Genomic DNA, 19,168 nt, shown 5'->3' with positions numbered 1-19,168 from the left:
TTTTGTTTACCTTTAAGAGGTTATTTCGTGAGATTGATCTCATTTGCTCTTTTTTGTCATGACCAAGGAACATCGAATGGAAGATTTGAATGTTGTCGACAGCATCAACGGCGCGGGGACCTGGCTGGTCCGTAATCAGGCGTTGCTGCTGAGCTATGCCGTCAACATCGTTGCGGCTATCGCCATTATCATCATCGGGATGATTGTGGCGCGTATCGTCTCGAACACGGTAAACCGTCTGATGCTGGCGCGCCATATTGACGCCACCGTTGCCGACTTCCTCTCTGCGCTGGTGCGTTATGGCATTATCGCCTTCACGCTGATTGCTGCGCTGGGGCGCGTTGGCGTACAAACCGCCTCGGTTATCGCCGTTCTCGGCGCCGCCGGTTTAGCTGTCGGTCTGGCGCTGCAGGGCTCGTTGTCAAACCTTGCCGCAGGCGTGCTGCTGGTGATGTTCCGTCCATTCCGTGCGGGTGAATATGTCGATCTTGGCGGCGTGGCGGGGACAGTGCTGAACGTGCAGATTTTCTCTACCACTATGCGCACCATCGACGGCAAAATCGTGGTGATCCCGAACGGCAAAATCATCGCGGGCAATATTATTAACTTCTCCCGCGAGCCGGTCCGCCGGAATGAATTTATTATTGGCGTGGCTTACGATTCGGATATCGATCAGGTGAAGAAAATCCTGACCGGGATTATCGAATCCGATGAGCGCATTCTGAAAGACCGCGAAATGACGGTGCGACTGAACGAACTGGGCGCGTCCTCGATTAATTTTGTGGTGCGCGTGTGGAGTAAAAGCGGCGACCTGCAAAATGTTTACTGGGACGTACTGGAGCGGATTAAGCGCGAGTTTGACGCCGCGGGTATCAGCTTCCCGTATCCGCAAATGGACGTTAATTTTAAACGTGTAAAAGAACACACGGCAGAGTAAAACGTGCCCGGTGGCGCTAACGCTTACCGGGCCTGTCAGTCTCCAGGCCGGCGCCGGCGTTAGCCGCCATTCGGCAATTTCCCCACTTGCTATTACTCTTTCTTATACCCGATTAAAATTTTCAATTATCGCTAATAATCTTCCCGCGCTATAGTTTCGCCATAGCGACTTTCTTCAGGAATATTTGACGTGATATCGTATTATTTTCAAGGGCTTGCTCTGGGTGCGGCCATGATCTTACCCCTGGGCCCGCAAAATGCTTTTGTCATGAATCAGGGGATTCGCCGCCAGTACCACATCATGATTGCGTTCCTGTGCGCGGTGAGCGATCTGCTGCTGATTTGTGCCGGGATCTTCGGCGGAAGCGCGCTGCTGATGCAGTCGCCATGGCTGCTGGCGCTGGTGACCTGGGGCGGTGTGGCCTTCCTGCTGTGGTATGGCTTTGGCGCCTTAAGGACGGCCATGAGCAGCAATCTGGCGCTGGCCAGCGCGGAGGTGATGAAACAGGGGCGCTGGAAAATCATCGCCACAATGCTGGCGGTAACCTGGCTGAATCCGCATGTGTATCTGGATACCTTTGTGGTGTTGGGCAGCCTCGGCGGTCAGCTGGCGGTAGAGCCAAAACGTTGGTTCGCGCTTGGCACCGTTAGCGCTTCCTTCTTATGGTTCTTTGGTCTCGCATTGCTGGCGGCGTGGCTCGCGCCGCGTCTGCGTACGGCGAAAGCGCAGCGAATTATCAACACGTTGGTCGGTCTGATAATGTGGTTTATCGCTTTCCAGTTAGCAAAGGAAGGGGTCGCACACGTGCACGCTTTGTTCATCTAAGCGTTGTCTGATGGACATTGGGGCGTTTCGCGCTAAGCTTGCCTGCATGCGCCCTGAAACCCAGGGCAACCTACGTAACAAGGAGGAACGACTGTGAAGTTCAAAGTGATGGCCCTGGCGGCATTAGTTGGTTTAAGTGCACTGTCGGCGCAGGCGAGCGAATTGCCTGACGGACCGCACATCGTGACTTCCGGAACGGCAAGCGTGGATGCAGTGCCTGATATCGCCACTCTGGCCATCGAGGTTAACGTGGCGGCGAAAGACGCGGCGACGGCGAAGAAGCAGGCCGATGAGCGTGTTGCGCAGTATCTCTCTTTCCTGGAGCAAAACCAGATTGCGAAAAAAGACATCAGTTCCGCCAATTTGCGTACCCAGCCCGACTACGACTATCAGAACGGCAAAAGCATTCTGAAAGGCTACCGTGCGGTGCGTACCGTGGAAGTCACTTTGCGTCAGTTAGACAAACTTAACTCGCTGCTGGATGGCGCGTTGAAAGCGGGACTGAACGAAATTCGCTCCGTGTCGTTAGGCGTGGCGCAGCCGAATGCATATAAAGATAAAGCGCGTAAAGCGGCGATTGACGATGCGATCCATCAGGCGCAGGCGCTGGCGGGAGGCTTTAACAGCAAGCTGGGGCCGGTTTACAGCGTGCGTTACCATGTATCAAACTATCAGCCAAGCCCGATGGTACGGATGATGAAAGCCGATGCGGCGCCGGCTTCCGCGCAGGAAACCTACGAGCAGGCGACCATTCAGTTTGACGATCAGGTTGATGTGGTGTTCCAACTGGAACCTGCGGCAGGACAACAGCAGGCAACGGCGGCGAAAGCGCACTAATCCCTGTAGCCGGATAAGGCCTTGCGGCGTCTTATCCGGCACACTGACTGATTACTTCGCAATACGTTTGTACTTGATACGCTTCGGCTCCAGCGCATCGGCGCCCAGCGTGCGTTTCTTATACTCTTCGTATTCGGTGAAGTTCCCTTCGAAGAACTCCACTTTCCCTTCATCCTGATAATCCAGAATATGGGTCGCGATACGGTCCAGGAACCAACGGTCGTGCGAGATAACCATGGCGCAGCCCGGGAACTCCAGCAGGGCGTTTTCTAATGCACGCAGGGTTTCGATGTCCAGGTCGTTGGTCGGTTCATCGAGCAGCAGCATGTTGCCGCCAACCTGCAGCAGCTTCGCCAGGTGCAGACGACCGCGCTCACCGCCGGACAGTTCGCCCACGCGTTTGCCCTGATCGACGCCCTTGAAGTTAAAGCGACCTACGTAGGCGCGGCTTGGCATCTCGGTGTTGCCGATACGCATGATATCCAGTCCGCCGGACACTTCTTCCCACACGGTTTTGCTGTTATCCATTGCGTCACGGAACTGGTCAACGGACGCCAGCTTGACGGTTTCACCCAGCGTGATGGTGCCGCTGTCAGGCTGTTCCTGACCGGACATCATGCGGAACAGGGTGGATTTCCCCGCGCCGTTCGGACCGATGATCCCGACAATAGCGCCTTTCGGTACGGAGAAGCTCAGATCGTCGATCAGGACGCGATCGCCGTAGGATTTACGCAGGTTGCTCACTTCCACGACCTTATCGCCCAGGCGCGGTCCCGGTGGAATGAACAGTTCGTTGGTTTCGTTACGTTTCTGGTATTCGGTATTGTTCAGCTCTTCAAAGCGCGCAAGACGGGCTTTGCCCTTAGACTGACGGCCTTTCGCGCCCTGACGCACCCACTCCAGCTCTTTCTCAATTGACTTGCGACGGGCCGCTTCCTGAGAGGCTTCCTGCGCCAGACGCTGATCTTTCTGCTCCAGCCAGGAGGAGTAGTTGCCTTCCCACGGAATACCTTCACCGCGGTCCAGCTCAAGGATCCAGCCCGCGACGTTATCGAGGAAGTAACGGTCGTGGGTAATCGCCACCACGGTGCCTTCAAAGTCGTGCAGGAAGCGCTCCAGCCAGGCTACGGACTCGGCGTCCAGGTGGTTTGTCGGTTCGTCGAGCAGCAGCATGTCTGGTTTTTCCAGCAGCAGGCGGCACAGCGCGACGCGGCGGCGTTCACCACCGGAAAGGTTCGCGACTTTGGCGTCCCAATCCGGCAGGCGCAGGGCGTCTGCGGCGCGTTCCAGTTGGACGTTCAGGTTATGCCCGTCATGCGCCTGGATAATCTCTTCCAGCTTGCCCTGTTCAGCGGCCAGTTTGTCAAAGTCGGCATCCGGATCGGCATACAGCGCATACACTTCGTCCAGACGTTTCAGCGCGCCGACCACTTCGGCCACGGCTTCTTCGATGGATTCACGGACGGTATGCTCAGGATTCAACTGCGGTTCCTGCGGTAGATAGCCGATTTTAATGCCCGGCTGCGGGCGTGCTTCACCCTCAATGTCGGTATCAATGCCCGCCATGATGCGTAGCAGAGTGGACTTACCGGCGCCGTTAAGACCCAGCACGCCGATTTTTGCTCCGGGGAAGAAGCTCAGAGAGATGTTCTTAAGAATGTGACGTTTCGGCGGAACAACTTTGCCGACACGATGCATGGTATAAACGAATTGGGCCACTTTGGACTCGCCTCTTTCTCTGTCGTGATGAGTAATCGTAGTTAAAGGCGAAGTGTAGCCTTTTTCCCTCCCTAAGCCCAGCCAGCAGATCGTACTCTCAGTAAAAGTAAAAAAGTGTTCGTGACGTGGCGTAAACGGCAATGACTGGTTAGCATAAAACCATCAGGCGGCATGATGCTGCACAGAAATAATGACAAACAGAGGACGAGCTTGTGGACAAAGCCAAATCATTCACCTGGCGTTTTATTGCCGCCAGCGTATGCCTGCTTGCGGTAAGCCAGGCGGCGCGAGCCGACTCCCTGGACGAACAGCGTATCCGTTATGCGCAGATTAAGCAGGCCTGGGATAACCGGCAAATGGACGTGGTGGAACAGATGATGCCGGGCCTGAAGAATTATCCGCTGTACCCCTACCTGGAATACCGCCAGATTACAGACGATCTCATGAACCAGCCGACCATCACGGTGACCCGTTTTGTGCGCGCCAACCCAACGCTGCCCCCGGCCCGCACGCTGCAGTCGCGCTTTGTCAATGAACTGGCGCGACGTGAAGACTGGCGCGGGCTGTTAGCCTTCAGCCCTGATAAACCGAGAACCACTGAAGCTCAGTGTAATTACTATTACGCCAGGTGGAGCACCGGGCAAACGGAAGAGGCCTGGCAGGGGGCGAAAGAACTCTGGCTGACGGGAAAAAGCCAGCCGAACGCCTGCGACAAATTGTTCAGCGTCTGGCGCGCATCGGGAACCCAGGATCCGCTGGCTTACCTGGAGCGGATCCGCCTGGCGATGAAAGCGGGCAATACCGGGCTGGTGACGGTACTGGCGGGGCAGATGCCCGCTGACTACCAGACTATCGCCTCATCCATTATCTCGCTGGCTAACGATCCCAATACTGTACTGACCTTCGCCCGTACCACCGGCGCGACGGATTTCACCCGTCAGATGGCTGCCGTCGCCTTTGCCAGCGTCGCTCGCCAGGACGCCGAGAACGCGCGGCTGATGATCCCGTCGCTGGCCCAGGCGCAGCAGCTTAATGAAGCACAAACCCAGGAACTGCGTGACATCGTCGCCTGGCGACTGATGGGGAATGACGTCACTGACGAGCAGGCAAAATGGCGCGACGATGCGATCATGCGCTCGCAGTCCACTACGCTTGTGGAGCGGCGTGTGCGGATGGCGCTGGGAACCGGCGATCGTCGCGGGCTGAATACCTGGCTTGCGCGGCTGCCGATGGACGCGAAAGAGAAAGATGAGTGGCGCTACTGGCAGGCGGATTTACTGCTGGAGCGTGGGCGTGAAGCTGAAGCCAAAGAGATCCTCCATGCGCTGATGCAGCAGCGTGGCTTCTACCCGATGGTGGCCGCCCAACGTCTGGGGGAAGAGTATGTTCTGAAAATCGACAAAGCCCCGGCGAATGTCGACAACGACCTGACCCGTGGACCCGAAATGGCGCGGGTGCGCGAGCTGATGTACTGGAATCTGGATAACACGGCGCGCAGCGAGTGGGCGAATCTGGTAACCAGTCGGAGCAAAACCGAACAGGCGCAGCTGGCACGCTACGCCTTCAACAATCACTGGTGGGATCTGAGCGTGCAGGCGACGATCGCCGGCAAGCTGTGGGATCATCTGGAAGAACGTTTCCCGCTGGCTTACAACGATCTGTTTTCCCGCTATACCCGTGGTAAAGACATCCCGCAGAGCTATGCGATGGCGATAGCGCGCCAGGAAAGCGCCTGGAACCCGAAGGTGAAATCGCCGGTGGGCGCCAGTGGTCTGATGCAGATCATGCCGGGCACGGCGACGCATACGGTGAAGATGTTCTCGATTCCCGGCTACAACAGCCAGAGCCAGTTGCTCGAACCGGAAACCAATATCAATATTGGCACGCACTATCTCCAGTATGTGTACGAGCAGTTTGGCAATAACCGCATCTTCGCTTCGGCAGCTTACAATGCCGGACCGGGCCGCGTGCGGACCTGGCTTGGCAACAGCGCCGGACGTATTGATGCCGTGGCGTTTGTCGAAAGCATTCCGTTTTCGGAAACCCGCGGTTACGTGAAGAACGTGCTGGCTTACGATGCGTACTACCGCCATTTCATGGGGCAGAAAGAGACGCTGATGAGCGATTCTGAGTGGCAGAGACGTTATTAATCAGACGGGTTATGTTATGATTTGTACTCGTGTAAGAGTACAAATGGCGGCATAACATGACCCAGCATTCCCCTTATTCATCGGCGATGGCCGAACAACGTCATCAGGAGTGGCTTCGTTTTGTGGAGTTGCTCCGCCAGTCTTATACAGAAGATTTGCATCTGCCGCTGCTGCAGCTGATGCTGACGCCGGACGAGCGCGAAGCGCTGGGCACCCGCGTGCGAATTATTGAAGAACTTTTACGCGGCGAGATGAGCCAGCGTGAACTGAAAAACGAGCTGGGAGCGGGCATTGCGACGATCACCCGCGGCTCAAACAGCCTGAAATCCGCTCCGGTCGAACTGCGCCAGTGGCTGGAGCAGGTGCTGCTGAAAGACGCCTGAACCGGCCCAGAGACTATCAATACACTGCGTTGTGAAACGGGCTGAGCGCCAGAATCACCGCCTGATGATAGACGCTGGCGCGGGTCAGTTTGCCGGCGGTAAACACACCAATTGCGCCTTCTTTTCGGCCTATTTCATCGATGCCGGTATAAAGCGACATCACCGGACCGAGCGCTTCTCCCTGACGCACTTTTTCGAGGATCGCGGCAGGCAGGGGCAGCGTAGCGGAACGCGCTTCACCGCGCTGGCTGCCGTTATCAATCACGACCCAGCTAAAGGTGGCGTCGTCATCAATACCCGCTTCAATCGCCACCCAGAAGTCGGCGTCTGGCCGCGCGCGACGCGCATTGTCTACTCGATTTCGTGCGCCAGCACGCGTTTCAGCACTTCCGAAGGGTTGTTCCGGCACGCCGCTCTCGACGGCAACGGACTCGATATGGCAGGATCCTTCGCCGAAGATCTCCTCAAATGCCTTTAGAATTGCCTGAATTTTGGCAGGATTGGTTGTTGCTGAGACGACATGGTGCATAATTAAGCTCGGTTTAAAAAATTTATCGCAGTCTGCTCAAATTATTTTGAGTATATAACGGAAAAAAAGCATGTTACAGGTATACCTTGTTCGCCACGGTGAAACGCAGTGGAACGCCGAGCGACGCATTCAAGGCCAGTCAGACAGTCCACTGACCGCTAAAGGTGAACAGCAGGCCATGCAGGTCGGTGAGCGCGCGAAAACCCTCGGCATCACCCACATTATCAGTAGCGATTTAGGGCGCACCCGCCGCACCGCAGAAATTATCGCCCAGGCATGTGGCTGCGATATCCGCTTTGACGCCCGGCTGCGCGAACTGGACATGGGCGTGCTGGAAAAACGTCATATTGATTCCCTGACCGAAGAAGAAGAAAACTGGCGTCGCCAGTTGGTCAACGGGACGGTGGATGGACGTATCCCGGATGGCGAATCGATGCAGGAACTGGGCATCCGGGTGAATGCCGCGCTCGCATCGTGCCTTGAGCTGCCGCAGGGGAGCCGTCCACTGCTGGTGAGTCACGGTATTGCGCTGGGTTGCCTGGTGAGCACCATTCTCGGTCTGCCCGCCTGGGCGGAGCGTCGCCTGCGTCTGCGCAACTGTTCGATTTCGCGGGTGGATTATCAGGAAAGCCTGTGGCTGGCGCCGGGCTGGGTCGTGGAAACGGCAGGGGACGTGTCACATCTGGACGCCCCTGCGCTGGATGAACTGCAGCGTTAACGGCGAATCGGAATCAGGAATTCGCAGCGCAGATTGATGGGGCGGTCACCGGCTTTGGCATCTTCGGCCGGGTAGTACCGCTCGATATCCTGACCTTTGCGGCGCGTCAGATTCAGCATCGGCATACAGGTGCCGTAAACTGTCAGAATAAATTCCTGAACGCCAGTACCCAGACCTTCATAGGTAAACATCACATACTCGCCGCCGTGTAACTGCACTGGCTGTGCCGACTGCACGTAGCCGTTCGCCTGCTCAGGCGTGAGCGCGGTGGTATAAAACACCTCCTGCTCGTCGTCTTTTTCCAGGCTCGGACGCGTTTCGTTCAGGCCGTACAGCACCGGGGGAATCGCTGGGGCGTGGCCGAGGAAATCGCGCCAGAACTGGACGCGCATTTCATGGCGGAAGTCAGAAATTTGCTCAAGCGAGCAGGAATAACTTTGGGTGACGCCAACCAGCTGCGTGTCTTCCAGAGTGACGAATTTATGCTCAGGTAGGGCAAACTCGCCCAGGCGCAAAGGCGGGCGAATACCGAACGCGCTCCATTCCGGCGAACGGCGGTACAGCGCAGGCGTCTGGGAAAACTGTTTTTTAAAGGCGCGGGTGAACGTTTGTTGAGAGTCGAAGCGGTATTGCAGGGCAATATCCAGGATCGGTCGCGCCGTCAGGCGAAGGGCCACAGCGGATTTCGACAAACGCCGCGCGCGGATGTACGCGCCAATGGCGTGGCCCGTGACGTCCTTAAACATTCTTTGCAGATGCCACTTGGAATACCCTGCTTTTGCCGCCACATTGTCAAGCGACAGAGGTTGGTCCAGGTGACCTTCCAGCCAGACTAAAAGGTCGCGAATAATGCCGGCCTGATCCATAAAATTTCCTCATCCTTTCAACTACGAGCACCTGACATCAGGTACCTGGATAATAGCATTTTTTGCTGTTTTAGCATTCAGTGTTTTTTTTGCGTATAAATGCTTTTTCCGGACTTATTAACGCGGGATTATTGTAATCCTGTGATCTACAAACAGTTTATTCTACAATGCCGAATAATTACGCAGCGTAATGTTTAATAATGGTAACAATATGAAATATAAGAGCTTAGTACTTTCCTCACTTCTGCTGCTGTTGGGGCAAACGGCGCAGGCCGAGCAGATTGGTTCTGTCGATACGGTATTCAAAATATTTGGCCCGGATCATAAAATTGTCGTGGAGGCCTTTGACGATCCCGACGTGAAAAATGTGACCTGCTACGTCAGTCGCGCCAAAACCGGGGGAATTAAAGGCGGGTTAGGGCTGGCCGAAGATACCTCCGACGCGGCGATATCCTGTCAGCAGGTGGGGCCGATTGAGCTTGGCGAAAGAATCAAAAACGGCAAAGCGCAGGGCGAAGTGGTATTTAAAAAACGCACTTCTCTGGTCTTCAAGTCTTTACAGGTTGTGCGCTTTTATGACGCCAAACGCAACGCGTTGGCGTATCTGGCCTACTCGGACAAGGTGGTCGATGGGTCGCCAAAAAACGCCATTAGCGCGGTGCCGATCATGCCGTGGCGACAGTAACAAGGAAGCATTATGCAGCAGGTTTCGGTCTGGCTGGTGGAAGATGAACAGGGCATTGCGGATACCCTGATTTACATGCTCCAGCAGGAAGGTTTTCGCGTTGAAGCCTTTGAGCGCGGCTTGCCCGCGCTGGAAAAATCGCGGCAGCGTTGTCCGGATGTCGCGATTCTTGACGTCGGCCTACCGGATATCAGCGGCTTTGAACTGTGCCGACGCCTGCTGGAACGGTATCCGGCCTTACCGGTTCTCTTTCTGACGGCGCGCAGTGATGAAGTCGATCGCCTGTTAGGCCTGGAAATCGGCGCGGATGACTATGTGGCGAAACCTTTCTCGCCGCGGGAAGTGTGCGCCCGGGTGCGAACGCTGCTACGCCGGGTGAAAAAATTCTCCACGCCATCTCCCGTCGTCACTATTGGTCATTTTGAACTGAATGAACTGGCCGCCGGGATTGCGTGGTTTGGCACGCCGCTGACGCTCACGCGCTATGAGTTTTTACTGCTGAAAACGTTGCTACAGTCACCCGGCCGGGTTTACTCGCGCCAGCAACTGATGGATATCGTTTGGGCCGATGCGCAGGATACTTTTGACCGCACGGTCGATACGCATATCAAAACCCTGCGCGCTAAATTACGCGCGATTAATCCGGATCTTTCGCCTATCAATACGCATCGCGGGATGGGCTACAGCCTGAGGAGCCTCTGATGCGCATTGGCATGCGTCTGCTGCTCGGTTACTTCCTGATTGTCGCTGTTGCCGCCTGGTTTGTACTGTCGATTTTCGTGCAGGAAATCAAACCGGGCGTCCGACGCGCAACCGAGGGAACGTTGATTGACACCGCGACGCTGTTGGCGGCGCTGGCGCGCGACGATCTTCTGTCTGGCGATCCGGCGCGCGGCCAGCTGGCGCAGGCGTTCACGCTGCTGCACGATCGCCCCTTTCGCGCCAATATCAGCGGTATCTATAAAGTGCGTAACGAGTACCACGTCTACATGACCGATGCGCAGGGCAAAGTGGTGTTCGACTCTGCGAATAAGGCCGTTGGGCAAGACTATTCGCGCTGGAACGACGTCTGGTTAACCCTGCGCGGACAATACGGCGCGCGCAGTACCCCACAGGATCCCGCGGACCCGGAAAGTTCGGTTATGTATGTCGCGGCGCCGGTGCTGGACGGCGGTAAAATCATTGGCGTACTGAGCGTGGGTAAGCCAAATGCGGCGATGGCGCCAGTCATTAAACGCAGTGAACGGCGGATCCTCTGGGCGAGCGCGATCCTGCTCGGTATTGCGTTGGTGATTGGCGCGGGTATGGTCTGGTGGATTAACCGCTCGATCGCCCGCCTGACACGCTATGCGGATTCGGTGACGGAAAATCAGCCAATGCCGCTGCCGGCGTTGGGAAGCAGTGAGTTGCGCAAGCTGGCGCAGGCGCTGGAGAGTATGCGTCTGAAGCTGGAAGGGAAGAATTACATCGAACAGTATGTCTACGCGTTAACCCATGAGCTAAAAAGTCCGCTGGCGGCGATCCGCGGCGCGGCGGAAATCCTGCGCGAAGGCCCGCCTCCGGACATCGTGCAGCGTTTCACCGACAACATTCTCAGCCAGAATGCGCGAATGCAGGTGCTGGTAGAAACGCTGCTGCGCCAGGCGCGGCTGGAGAACCGTCAGGAAATTACACTCTCGCCGGTGGCGGTTGACGCGCTGTTTACGCACGTCAGCGAGGCGCGCGCCATCCAGCTCGCCACAAAGAAGATCGCACTGGAGATAATGCCATCGACATTGACCGTTGCGGCGGAGCCCGCTTTGCTGGAGCAGGCGCTGGGCAATTTGCTCGATAACGCCATTGATTTTACTCCCGAGGGGGGAACCATTACCCTGAGCGCGCGGGCGCAGGCTGATCGGGTCACGCTGACGGTTACCGATACCGGGACGGGGATCCCGGACTTTGCGCTGCCGCGTATCTTCGAGCGGTTTTATTCGCTGCCGCGCGAAAACGGGCATAAAAGCAGTGGCCTGGGTCTGGCGTTCGTCAGCGAGGTCGCGCGTTTGTTAAAAGGGAATGTTGAACTGCGTAACCGTCCGCAAGGCGGTGTGGAGGCCTCGTTCACACTTCACCGTCACTTCACATAACTTCAACATCTCCCCACATAGCGGACTTACTCTTGCGGGTATTGCAAAAGGAGAACGCTATGTTGAAATCCCCCCTGTTCTGGAAAGTCGTCACCTTAGGTGGCGCGATCGTGTTACTGCTGATCCCGCTGATGATGGTCCGGCAGATTATTGTTGAACGCGCTGATTACCGCGATACGGTGGAGGATGCCATTCGGCAGAGCACCAGCGGCCCGCAAAAAGTGGTGGGGCCATTGATTGCAGTACCCGTCAGCGAACTGTACACGGTGATGGAAGATGACAAAAAAGTAGAGCGCACCCGCAGTTTTATCCACTTCTGGCTACCGGAGTCGCTGATGGTGGAAGGCAATCAGAATGTCGAAGCACGCAAGGTAGGCATTTATCAGGGGCAGGTCTGGCATACCGACCTGGCGATCAACGCGAAGTTTGATGTTGCGCGCCTGAATGCGCTGAACAAGCCCTCGATTAGCCTGGGGAAACCGTTTATTGTGATGGGCGTCGGCGACGCGCGGGGGATTGGCGCAGTGAAAGCGCCGACGGTCAATGGCATCCCACTCGCCGTCGAGCCGGGGACGGGGTTAACCGGGAGCGGGGCGGGGATCCACATTCCCCTGCCGGATGAACAGTGGGCGACGCGCGACCTGAACCTGGCGATGTCGCTAAACTTAAGCGGAACCGGCTCTTTTTCAGTGGTGCCCATCGGGCGCAGCAGTGAAATGACGCTCACCAGCAACTGGCCGCATCCGAATTTCCTCGGTGATTTCCTGCCGGGTAAACGTGAAATCAGCCCGTCCGGGTTTCAGGCCCAGTGGCAAAGCAGCTGGTTTGCCAACAATCTCGGCGAAGAGTTTGTCGCTACGCAAAAAGACGGTTGGTACCGTTTGCCTTCGTTCAGCGTCGCCGTTGCGACACCCGCCGATCAATATCAGTTAACGGACAGAGCGACAAAATATGCGCTTTTGCTGATCAGTCTCACGTTCATGGCGTTCTTTGTCTTCGAAACGCTGACCGGAAAACGGCTTCATCCCATGCAGTATCTGCTGGTGGGGCTTTCGTTGGTCATGTTTTACCTGCTGCTGTTGGCGCTGTCCGAACACATTGGCTTTACGCCAGCGTGGATAGCGGCGAGTCTGGTCGGGGCGATGATGAATGGCGTCTATTTGCAGGCGGTGTTGAAAGGCTGGCGTATCAGTATCGTTTTCACGCTGGCTTTACTGTTGCTTGATGGGGTGATGTGGGTGCTGCTGCGCTCCGAGGATAGCGCGCTGCTGTTGGGGACGGCGGTACTGCTTTTGGCGCTTGGCGGGGTGATGTTCCTGACACGCCATCTGGACTGGTATACGTTTTCCCGTGCAAAGCCTGTGCCGCCGGTGACGCCAGATAATCAGGACGACGCATTGCGTCTCTGGAAATAAAGTGTTTTTCTTCCCGGTATAAAAAACGGCGCACAAAGCGCCGTTTTTCAATGACGGTGGTAACCCGCTTAGTCCTGCAGATCGCCGCAGAAACGGTAACCTTCACCGTGAATGGTGGCGATGATTTCAGGGGTATCCGGCGTGGATTCGAAATGCTTACGAATACGGCGGATGGTCACGTCAACGGTACGATCATGCGGCTTCAGCTCGCGACCGGTCATTTTTTTCAGCAGTTCTGCGCGAGACTGGATCTTGCCTGGATTCTCACAGAAGTGCAGCATCGCGCGGAACTCGCTGCGCGGCAGTTTGTACTGCTCGCCATCAGGGCCGATCAGAGAACGGCTGTTGATGTCCAGTTCCCAACCGTTGAACTTATAGCTTTCTACGCTACGACGTTCTTCGCTGACAGTACCCAGGTTCATGGTACGGGACAGCAGGTTACGGGCACGGATAGTCAGTTCGCGCGGGTTAAACGGTTTGGTGATGTAATCGTCCGCACCGATTTCGAGGCCGAGGATTTTGTCGACTTCGTTATCGCGGCCCGTCAGGAACATCAGCGCAACGTTCGCCTGTTCGCGCAGTTCACGCGCCAGCAGAAGGCCGTTTTTCCCTGGCAGGTTGATATCCATGATCACCAGGTTGATGTCATATTCAGAGAGGATCTGATGCATTTCCGCGCCATCTGTCGCTTCGAATACATCATAGCCTTCCGCTTCGAAAATACTTTTCAACGTGTTGCGTGTTACCAACTCGTCTTCAACGATAAGAATGTGCGGGGTCTGCATGTTTGATACCTAAATTGCCAACTAAATCGAAACAGGAAGTACAAAAGTCCCTGACCTGCCTGATGCATGTCGCAAATTAACATGATCGGCGTAACATGACTAAAGTACGTAATTGCGTTCTTGATGCACTTTCCATCAACGTCAACAACATCATTAGCTTGGTCGTGGGTACTTTCCCTCTGGACCCGACAGTGTCAAAAACGGCTGTCATCCTAACCATTTTAACAGCAACATAACAGGCTAAGACGTACCGGACACCCAATAAAACTACGCTTCGTTGACATATATCAAGTTCAATTGTAGCACGTTAACAGTTTGATGAAATCATCGTATCCAAATGCTAGCGTTCATCACAAATTTGCAATAATCCAACTAGTTGCACAGGAAAACTAATTAACGCAATGAATCCGATGAATGCGTTTCATTTTAAATCAAATTGTCTTAGATAAACAGCAGGATATACTGTTTCTGTTAACATAAAAAATGTTAGTAAAGTCAGGAAATAGTTTAGCGTCTTTTATTGACGGTGAAACGGTTTTTCAGCTTTTTTCGTTAAAATTTTGTAAATTCGCTCTGCGTAATAAGTTGACATTGGTCACGTTATTCTGCGCGGGCATATCTAAAGAGTAGCTAAATGCGTATCACAATTATCCTTGTTGCCCCGGCGAGAGCGGAAAATATCGGCGCGGCGGCACGCGCGATGAAAACAATGGGATTCAGCCAGTTGCGTATTGTGGACAGCCAGGAGCATCTGGAGCCAGCAACGCGCTGGGTCGCGCATGGTTCCGGCGATATTATTGATAATATTGCTGTTTTTCCCACGCTTGCTGACGCGATTCAGGATGTCGATTTTACCATCGCCACGACCGCCCGCAGCCGGGCGAAATTCCATTACTACGCCACGCCGGCAGAACTGGTGCCGTTGCTGGACGAAAAAGCAGGCTGGATGAATCATGCTGCGCTAGTGTTTGGCCGTGAAGATTCCGGCTTAACCAATGAGGAGCTGGCGCTGGCGGACGTGCTGACCGGCGTGCCAATGGTGGCGGATTATCCCTCCCTGAATCTTGGGCAGGCCGTCATGGTTTATTGCTATCAATTAGCAGGTTTAATGCAACAACCGGCTAAAAATATCGACGTATCTGATGAATTTCAGTTACAGGCGTTACGTTCCCGCCTCATGCAATTGCTGATGACCTTAGATGTCGCAGATGACCAAAAGCTGGTCGACTGGTTACAACAGCGTTTGGGACTTTTAGGTCAGCGAGACACCGCCATGCTGCATCGACTGGTGCATGATATCGAAAAAAATATCACAGAATAATTGTTTGTTAATTATCTGTATTGTGGTTATTTTTGCTGAAAACAAGAGGGGCTAACCTGGTTTATCGGTTAAAAGTAAACCTGACGGCAGCAGCACATGAACAAGTTTCGTAAGGTGAGTAAATCAATTATTTATTGACTTAGGTCATCAGATACTTTAACCAATATATACCCGTCATACTTCACGTTGCAGGTGTGCTCTCAGCGGTCGCCCAGCGAAATCGCTTAGCCAGGCTCATCGGACATTGTTCATTTGCCGCCTTCGTGCAACTCGACGTATTCAGGGTATAGACAAGCACAGACAGATAAAAATGACAGAGCACACAACATCTATGAAACGCATCAGCACCACCATTACCACCACCATCACCATTACCACAGGTAACGGTGCGGGCTGACGCGTACAGGAAACACAGAAAAAAGCCCGCACCTGAACAGTGCGGGCTTTTTTTTCGACCAAAGGTAACGAGGTAACAACCATGCGAGTGTTGAAGTTCGGCGGTACATCAGTGGCAAATGCAGAACGTTTTCTGCGGGTTGCCGATATTCTGGAGAGCAATGCCAGGCAGGGGCAGGTAGCGACCGTACTTTCTGCCCCGGCGAAAATAACGAACCATCTGGTGGCCATGATTGAAAAGACTATCGGCGGCCAGGACGCTTTGCCCAATATCAGCGATGCCGAACGTATTTTTGCCGAACTTCTGACTGGGCTCGCTGAGGCGCAACCGGGCTTCCCGGTGGCGAAGTTGAAAGCGTTCGTTGAGCAAGAGTTTGCCCAGATTAAACATGTACTGCATGGGATCAGCCTGCTCGGCCAGTGCCCGGACAGCATCAACGCTGCGCTTATCTGCCGTGGCGAAAAAATGTCAATTGCCATCATGGCGGGCCTGCTGGAAGCTCGCGGCCACAACGTGACCGTTATCGATCCCGTCGAGAAATTGCTGGCTGTCGGTCACTACCTCGAATCTACCGTTGATATTGCCGAATCGACGCGTCGTATCGCCGCCGGACGCATTCCGGCCGATCACATGATTCTGATGGCCGGTTTCACCGCCGGGAACGAGAAAGGGGAGCTGGTGGTGCTGGGCCGCAATGGTTCCGATTACTCTGCCGCAGTACTGGCCGCCTGCTTACGCGCCGACTGCTGCGAGATCTGGACTGACGTTGACGGCGTGTATACCTGCGATCCGCGGCAGGTACCGGATGCCAGGCTGCTGAAGTCGATGTCGTATCAGGAAGCGATGGAGCTCTCCTACTTCGGCGCGAAAGTCCTTCACCCCCGTACCATCACACCAATCGCCCAGTTCCAGATCCCTTGCCTGATTAAAAACACCGGTAACCCGCAGGCGCCGGGCACGCTCATTGGCGCAAGCCGTGACGAAGACGACCTGCCGGTGAAAGGTATTTCTAATCTCAACAATATGGCGATGTTCAACGTCTCCGGCCCTGGAATGAAAGGCATGGTGGGGATGGCGGCGCGCGTTTTCGCGGTTATGTCACGCGCCGGGATCTCGGTGGTGCTGATCACCCAGTCATCATCGGAATACAGCATCAGCTTCTGTGTGCCGCAGGCAGACTGCGCCCGCGCCCAGCGCGCGTTGCAGGACGAGTTCTATCTTGAACTGAAAGAAGGGCTGCTGGAACCGCTGGCAGTCACAGAACGTCTGGCGATCATTTCGGTCGTGGGAGATGGCATGCGCACGCTGCGCGGGATCTCCGCTAAATTCTTCGCCGCGCTGGCTCGCGCCAATATCAATATTGTCGCAATCGCTCAAGGGTCTTCCGAACGTTCCATTTCGGTTGTTGTGAACAATGACGATGTCACTACGGGCGTCCGTGTGACCCATCAGATGCTGTTCAATACCGACCAGGTGATTGAAGTATTTGTCATCGGCGTCGGCGGCGTCGGCGGCGCACTGCTGGAGCAGCTTAAGCGACAGCAAACCTGGCTTAAGAACAAGCATATCGATCTGCGCGTCTGCGGCGTAGCGAACTCCAGGGCAATGTTGACTAACGTACACGGCCTGAACCTGGAAAACTGGCAGGCGGCGCTGGCGGAAGCGAAAGAGCCGTTTAACCTGGGACGCTTAATTCGGCTGGTGAAAGACTACCATCTGCTGAACCCGGTGATTGTCGACTGCACCTCCAGCCAGGCGGTGGCGGATCAGTATGCAGACTTCCTGCGTGAAGGTTTCCACGTCGTTACGCCGAACAAAAAGGCGAATACCTCGTCGATGGATTACTACCACCAGTTGCGTTTCGCGGCGGCGAAGTCACGGCGTAAATTCCTTTACGACACTAACGTCGGCGCGGGTTTGCCGGTAATCGAGAACCTGCAAAACCTGCTCAACGCGGGTGACGAACTGCAAAAATTTTCCGGCATCCTGTCTGGTTCGCTGTCGTTTATTTTCGGTAAGCTGGACGAAGGGATGAGCCTTTCGGACGCCACCAAAATGGCGCGCGAAATGGGCTATACCGAGCCGGATCCGCGTGACGATCTGTCCGGGATGGACGTTGCGCGCAAGCTGCTGATCCTCGCCCGTGAAACCGGGCGTGAGCTGGAGCTGTCTGACATCGTAATTGAGCCAGTCCTTCCGGAAACATTTGACGATTCCGGCGATGTCGCGGCGTTTATGGCGAACCTGCCGCAACTGGATGACGCCTTTGCCGCACGAGTGGCAAAAGCGCGTGATGCGGGCAACGTCTTACGCTATGTTGGCAATATCGAAGAAGACGGCGTGTGCAGGGTGAAAATTGCTGAAGTGGATGGCAACGATCCGTTATATAAAGTGAAAAACGGCGAAAACGCGCTGGCCTTCTACAGCCACTATTACCAGCCGCTGCCGCTGGTGCTACGTGGTTACGGCGCTGGTAACGACGTGACGGCGGCAGGGGTATTTGCCGACCTGCTGCGCACCCTCTCATGGAAGTTAGGAGTCTAAGATGGTTAAAGTGTATGCCCCGGCTTCCAGCGCCAATATGAGCGTTGGCTTCGATGTGCTCGGGGCGGCCGTAACGCCGGTTGATGGTTCACTGTTAGGCGACGTGGTAACGGTTGACGCGGCGGAAAGCTTCAGTCTGCAAAATCGCGGCCATTTCGCCGACAAACTGCCGACAGAGCCACGCGAAAACATTGTGTATCAATGCTGGGAGCGTTTCTGCCAGGAGTTGGGTAAACCGATCCCGGTGGCGATGACCCTGGAAAAGAATATGCCGATTGGCTCCGGTTTAGGGTCCAGCGCCTGTTCTGTGGTGGCGGCGCTGGTGGCGATGAACGCGCACTGCGGAAAGCCGCTGAACGATACCCGGCTGCTGGCGATCATGGGCGAGCTGGAAGGCCGTATCTCAGGCAGTATTCATTACGATAATGTGGCGCCGTGTTTTCTCGGCGGCATGCAGCTGATGATTGAAGAAAACGGCATTATCAGCCAGCAGGTGCCAGGCTTTGATGAATGGCTGTGGGTGCTGGCTTATCCGGGCATTAAGGTCTCTACGGCGGAAGCGCGCGCGATTTTGCCTGCGCAATATCGTCGTCAGGACTGCATCGCCCACGGGCGTCATCTGGCCGGATTTATTCATGCCTGTTATTCCCGTCAGCCAGGGCTGGCGGCAAAACTGATGAAGGACGTGATTGCCGAACCGTACCGCGAGCGTTTACTGCCGGGCTTCAGCCAGGCGCGTCAGGCGGTGGCGGAAATCGGCGCGCTGGCGAGCGGGATTTCCGGATCAGGGCCGACGCTGTTCGCGCTGTGCGATAAGCCGGATACCGCACAGCGGGTGGCAGACTGGCTTGAGAAAAACTATCTGCAAAATCAGGAAGGCTTTGTTCATATTTGCCGGCTGGACACGGCAGGCGCACGGGTATTGGGATAA

At 55.4% G+C, this 19,168-nt stretch carries 19 protein-coding genes and 1 other annotated feature; of the genes, 15 read left to right on the top strand and 4 right to left on the bottom strand.

Features of this window, described 5'->3' with window-relative positions; all coding sequences use genetic code 11:
* The first annotated feature begins 76 nt into the window (after window positions 1-76).
* The 3 genes from HVX72_RS17845 (at window position 77) to HVX72_RS17835 (ending at window position 2,599) form a co-directional block, all read left to right on the top strand.
* Window positions 77-937: a small-conductance mechanosensitive channel MscS gene (locus HVX72_RS17845; RefSeq protein ID WP_042290286.1), complete on the top strand. Its 861-nt coding sequence runs from the start codon at window positions 77-79 to the stop codon at window positions 935-937.
* A 189-nt stretch (window positions 938-1,126) separates the two neighbouring features.
* The gene (argO, locus tag HVX72_RS17840) at window positions 1,127-1,762 is read left to right on the top strand and encodes an arginine exporter ArgO (protein ID WP_060570776.1); all 636 of its coding nucleotides are present in this window, start codon (window positions 1,127-1,129) and stop codon (window positions 1,760-1,762) included.
* A gap of 93 nt (window positions 1,763-1,855) precedes the next feature.
* On the top strand, window positions 1,856-2,599 hold the full coding sequence (locus HVX72_RS17835) for an oxidative stress defense protein (RefSeq protein ID WP_181822020.1): 744 nt from the start codon (window positions 1,856-1,858) through the stop codon (window positions 2,597-2,599).
* Between the two features lie 51 nt (window positions 2,600-2,650).
* On the opposite strand, the gene ettA is transcribed toward HVX72_RS17835, so the two are convergent.
* Window positions 2,651-4,318: an energy-dependent translational throttle protein EttA gene (gene ettA / locus HVX72_RS17830; RefSeq protein ID WP_042290279.1), complete on the bottom strand. Its 1,668-nt coding sequence runs from the start codon at window positions 4,316-4,318 to the stop codon at window positions 2,651-2,653.
* Between the two features lie 212 nt (window positions 4,319-4,530).
* Between ettA and sltY the strand changes: the two genes are divergently transcribed.
* Entirely contained in the window at window positions 4,531-6,468 is a 1,938-nt protein-coding gene (gene sltY, locus HVX72_RS17825) for a murein transglycosylase (RefSeq protein ID WP_181822019.1), read from the top strand.
* Window positions 6,469-6,524: 56 nt separating this feature from the next.
* Window positions 6,525-6,851 (top strand): trp operon repressor, encoded by a 327-nt coding sequence (trpR, locus tag HVX72_RS17820; protein WP_042290272.1) that lies wholly within the window; start codon window positions 6,525-6,527, stop codon window positions 6,849-6,851.
* Window positions 6,852-6,867: 16 nt separating this feature from the next.
* On the opposite strand, the gene yjjX is transcribed toward trpR, so the two are convergent.
* Window positions 6,868-7,380 carry an inosine/xanthosine triphosphatase gene (yjjX, locus tag HVX72_RS17815; protein WP_042290268.1) on the bottom strand — a complete coding sequence of 171 codons (513 nt, stop codon included), beginning with the start codon at window positions 7,378-7,380 and terminating at the stop codon, window positions 6,868-6,870.
* Between the two features lie 70 nt (window positions 7,381-7,450).
* Here yjjX and gpmB point away from each other — a divergent pair, with 70 nt between their 5' ends.
* On the top strand, window positions 7,451-8,098 hold the full coding sequence (gene gpmB, locus HVX72_RS17810; protein ID WP_181822018.1) for a 2,3-diphosphoglycerate-dependent phosphoglycerate mutase GpmB: 648 nt from the start codon (window positions 7,451-7,453) through the stop codon (window positions 8,096-8,098).
* Here the strand turns inward: gpmB and robA are convergent.
* Window positions 8,095-8,964, bottom strand: a complete 870-nt coding sequence (gene robA / locus HVX72_RS17805; protein ID WP_060570772.1) for an MDR efflux pump AcrAB transcriptional activator RobA — start codon at window positions 8,962-8,964, stop codon at window positions 8,095-8,097. The two genes, gpmB and robA, sit on opposite strands and share 4 nt — an antisense overlap.
* A gap of 211 nt (window positions 8,965-9,175) precedes the next feature.
* Between robA and creA the strand changes: the two genes are divergently transcribed.
* Genes creA through creD form a run of 4 tightly spaced genes read left to right on the top strand, consistent with a single transcriptional unit; the run spans window position 9,176 to window position 13,190 of the window.
* Window positions 9,176-9,649: a protein CreA gene (gene creA / locus HVX72_RS17800; protein ID WP_042290339.1), complete on the top strand. Its 474-nt coding sequence runs from the start codon at window positions 9,176-9,178 to the stop codon at window positions 9,647-9,649.
* Between the two features lie 12 nt (window positions 9,650-9,661).
* Window positions 9,662-10,351: a two-component system response regulator CreB gene (gene creB / locus HVX72_RS17795; protein ID WP_042290262.1), complete on the top strand. Its 690-nt coding sequence runs from the start codon at window positions 9,662-9,664 to the stop codon at window positions 10,349-10,351.
* Entirely contained in the window at window positions 10,351-11,775 is a 1,425-nt protein-coding gene (gene creC / locus HVX72_RS17790; RefSeq protein ID WP_181822017.1) for a two-component system sensor histidine kinase CreC, read from the top strand. The genes creB and creC overlap by 1 nt, the downstream gene beginning before the upstream one ends.
* Before the next feature lie 59 nt (window positions 11,776-11,834).
* Complete coding sequence (creD, locus tag HVX72_RS17785) at window positions 11,835-13,190, top strand: cell envelope integrity protein CreD (protein WP_181822016.1); 1,356 nt, start codon at window positions 11,835-11,837, stop codon at window positions 13,188-13,190.
* 68 nt (window positions 13,191-13,258) lie between these two features.
* On the opposite strand, the gene arcA is transcribed toward creD, so the two are convergent.
* Complete coding sequence (gene arcA / locus HVX72_RS17780; protein ID WP_001194359.1) at window positions 13,259-13,975, bottom strand: two-component system response regulator ArcA; 717 nt, start codon at window positions 13,973-13,975, stop codon at window positions 13,259-13,261.
* A 95-nt stretch (window positions 13,976-14,070) separates the two neighbouring features.
* On the opposite strand from arcA, the gene yjjY reads away from it, so the two are divergent.
* The 5 genes from yjjY to thrB all read left to right on the top strand — a co-directional run bounded on the left by yjjY (window position 14,071) and on the right by thrB (window position 19,168).
* Entirely contained in the window at window positions 14,071-14,211 is a 141-nt protein-coding gene (gene yjjY, locus HVX72_RS17775; RefSeq protein ID WP_001541509.1) for a protein YjjY, read from the top strand.
* A gap of 398 nt (window positions 14,212-14,609) precedes the next feature.
* On the top strand, window positions 14,610-15,296 hold the full coding sequence (locus HVX72_RS17770; RefSeq protein WP_181822015.1) for a tRNA/rRNA methyltransferase: 687 nt from the start codon (window positions 14,610-14,612) through the stop codon (window positions 15,294-15,296).
* Window positions 15,297-15,627: 331 nt separating this feature from the next.
* A complete protein-coding gene (gene thrL, locus HVX72_RS17765; RefSeq protein WP_001386572.1) occupies window positions 15,628-15,693 on the top strand; it encodes a thr operon leader peptide in 66 nt (21 codons plus the stop codon).
* Window positions 15,629-15,749: a sequence feature (Thr leader region), on the top strand. Its footprint overlaps the gene before it by 65 nt.
* Before the next feature lie 25 nt (window positions 15,750-15,774).
* Complete coding sequence (gene thrA / locus HVX72_RS17760) at window positions 15,775-18,237, top strand: bifunctional aspartate kinase/homoserine dehydrogenase I (RefSeq protein WP_042290336.1); 2,463 nt, start codon at window positions 15,775-15,777, stop codon at window positions 18,235-18,237.
* Between the two features lies 1 nt (window position 18,238).
* Window positions 18,239-19,168 (top strand): homoserine kinase, encoded by a 930-nt coding sequence (gene thrB, locus HVX72_RS17755; RefSeq protein WP_181822014.1) that lies wholly within the window; start codon window positions 18,239-18,241, stop codon window positions 19,166-19,168.

The sequence above is a fragment of the Citrobacter sp. RHB21-C05 genome (assembly GCF_013889015.1).
Taxonomy (GTDB): Bacteria; Pseudomonadota; Gammaproteobacteria; order Enterobacterales; family Enterobacteriaceae; genus Citrobacter_A; species Citrobacter_A sedlakii.
This window is presented reverse-complemented; position numbering and strand designations above follow the sequence as displayed.